Annotated in this window: 1 rRNA gene; it reads left to right on the forward strand. The window is 57.0% G+C overall.

The features are described 5' to 3' along the window. Nucleotides 1-132: 132 nt before the first annotated feature. Nucleotides 133-3105: ribosomal RNA gene (locus tag HCA58_RS22985) — 23S ribosomal RNA — on the forward strand; the annotation flags it as partial.

Genomic DNA, 3105 nt, shown 5'->3' on the forward strand with positions numbered 1-3105 from the left:
GGCGCCAGGCATGGCTTGGCCTCGCATACCGGATGTTGCCTTCTTTCGGGTGGGTGGTGTTGCTGGTGTGGGGTGGTGGGTTGTGGGTTGGTTGTTTGTTGAGAATTGCACAGTGGACGCGAGCATCTTTGTGGTCAAGTTGTCAAGGGCGAACGGTGGATGCCTTGGCACCAGGAGCCGATGAAGGACGTGGGAGGCCGCGATAGGCCTGGGGGAGCTGTCAACCGAGCTGTGATCCCAGGGTGTCCGAATGGGGTAACCCGGCATCAGTCATGTGGTGTCACCTGCACCTGAACTCATAGGGTGTGTGGAGGGAACGCGGGGAAGTGAAACATCTCAGTACCCGTAGGAAGAGAAAACAATAGTGATTCCGTGAGTAGTGGCGAGCGAAAGCGGATTGAGGCTAAACCGGTTGCGTGTGATACCTGTCAGGGGTTGCGTGGTCGGGGTTGTGGGACCCTGTGACATGAGCTGACACTCGTGTGAGGAGTGATAAAGCCAGTTGTTAGCTGAATGGTCTGGAAAGGCTGACCGTAGACGGTGATAGTCCGGTAGGTTAAAGCAGCTGGTCTTCTGTGGGTGTTCCCGAGTAGCGGCGGACTCCTGAAATCTGCCGTGAATCTGCCAGGACCACCTGGTAAGCCTAAATACTTCCTGGTGACCGATAGCGGACGAGTACCGTGAGGGAATGGTGAAAAGTACCCCGGGAGGGGAGTGAAATAGTACCTGAAACCGTTCGCCTACAATCCGTCGGAGCCTTGCGGGGTGACGGCGTGCCTTTTGAAGAATGAGCCTGCGAGTTAGTGGCATGTGGCGAGGTTAACCCGTGTGGGGGAGCCGTAGCGAAAGCGAGTCTGAAGAGGGCGTTGTAGTCGCATGTTCTAGACCCGAAGCGGAGTGATCTAGCCATGGGCAGGCTGAAGCGCGGGTAAGACCGTGTGGAGGGCCGAACCCACCAACGTTGAAAAGTTGGGGGATGACCTGTGGTTAGGGGTGAAAGGCCAATCAAACTCCGTGATAGCTGGTTCTCCCCGAAATGCATTTAGGTGCAGCGTCGTGTGTTTCTTGCCGGAGGTAGAGCACTGGATGGTCTAGGGGGCCTACAAGCTTACCGAAATCAGCCAAACTCCGAATGCCGGTAAGTGAGAGCGCGGCAGTGAGACTGCGGGGGATAAGCTTCGTAGTCGAGAGGGAAACAGCCCAGATCACCAGCTAAGGCCCCTAAGCGTGTGCTAAGTGGAAAAGGATGTGGGGTCGCATAGACAACCAGGAGGTTGGCTTAGAAGCAGCCACCCTTTAAAGAGTGCGTAATAGCTCACTGGTCAAGTGGTTCCGCGCCGACAATGTAGCGGGGCTCAAGCACACCGCCGAAGCTGTGGCATTCACATGGAGCCCGGTGTCTGCCGTTGGGTGGGCATCCAGGTGTGTGGGTGGGTAGGGGAGCGTCGTGCCGGGGGTGAAGCAGCGGGGTGACCTAGTTGTGGACGCGGCACGAGTGAGAATGCAGGCATGAGTAGCGAAAGAAGGGTGAGAAACCCTTCCGCCGGATGACCAAGGGTTCCAGGGCCAGGTTAATCCGCCCTGGGTGAGTCGGGACCTAAGGCGAGGCCGAGAGGCGTAGTCGATGGACAACGGGTTGATATTCCCGTACCCGCGAAGGAGCGCCCGTGATGAACTTCGTTGTGCTAACCATCCGATCTTGGTGTGGTCTTCGGATTGTGCTGGGGGAGCGTGGGAACCTGGCGGGTAGTAGTCAAGCGATGGGGTGACGCAGGAAGGTAGCTGAGCCCGGCCGGTGGTTGTGCCGGGGTAAGCGTGTAGGCCGTGCCATAGGTAAATCCGTGGTGCATATGGTTGAGACGTGATGCCGAGCCGATTCAGGTGAAGTCAGTGATCCTATGCTGCCGAGAAAAGCCTCTAGCGAGTTCTGAGCGGCCCGTACCCCAAACCGACACAGGTGGTCAGGTAGAGAATACCGAGGCGATCGGGCGAACTGTGGTTAAGGAACTCGGCAAATTGCCCCCGTAACTTAGGGAGAAGGGGGGCCGGAGACGTGAAGCCCCGCGCGGGTGGAGCGTTGTATGGCCGCAGAGAGCAGGGGGAAGCGACTGTTTACTAAAAACACAGGTCCATGCGAAGAAGTAATTCGATGTATATGGACTGACGCCTGCCCGGTGCTGGAACGTTAAGGGGACCTGTTAGCTCTTCGGGGCGAAGCGGAGAACTTAAGCGCCAGTAAACGGCGGTGGTAACTATAACCATCCTAAGGTAGCGAAATTCCTTGTCGGGTAAGTTCCGACCTGCACGAATGGCGTAACGACTTCCCCACTGTCTCAACCACAGGCCCGGCGAAATTGCAGTACGAGTAAAGATGCTCGTTACGCGCGGCAGGACGGAAAGACCCCGGGACCTTTACTATAGCTTGACATTGGTATTTGAGTCGGCTTGTGTAGGATAGGTGGGAGCCGGTGAAGCTTATACGCCAGTATAGGTGGAGGCAATCTTGAAATACCACTCTGGTTGATTCGGGTATCTAACTTCGGACCGTTATCCGGTTCAGGGACAGTGTCTGGTGGGTAGTTTAACTGGGGCGGTTGCCTCCTAAAGGGTAACGGAGGCGCCCAAAGGTTCCCTCAGCCTGGTTGGCAATCAGGTGTTGAGTGCAAGTGCACAAGGGAGCTTGACTGTGAGACTGACGGGTCGAGCAGGGACGAAAGTCGGGACTAGTGATCCGGCACTTGCGTGTGGAAGCGGTGTCGCTCAACGGATAAAAGGTACCCCGGGGATAACAGGCTGATCTTCCCCAAGAGTCCATATCGACGGGATGGTTTGGCACCTCGATGTCGGCTCGTCGCATCCTGGGGCTGTAGCAGGTCCCAAGGGTTGGGCTGTTCGCCCATTAAAGCGGTACGCGAGCTGGGTTTAGAACGTCGTGAGACAGTTCGGTCCCTATCCGCCGTGCGCGTAGGATACTTGAGAAGGGCTGTCCCTAGTACGAGAGGACCGGGACGGACGAACCTCTGGTGTGCCAGTTGTCCCGCCAGGGGCACGGCTGGTTAGCTACGTTCGGAAGGGATAACCGCTGAAAGCATCTAAGCGGGAAGC

This window comes from Micromonospora sp. HNM0581 (assembly GCF_012726175.1).
GTDB lineage: Bacteria > Actinomycetota > Actinomycetes > Mycobacteriales > Micromonosporaceae > Micromonospora.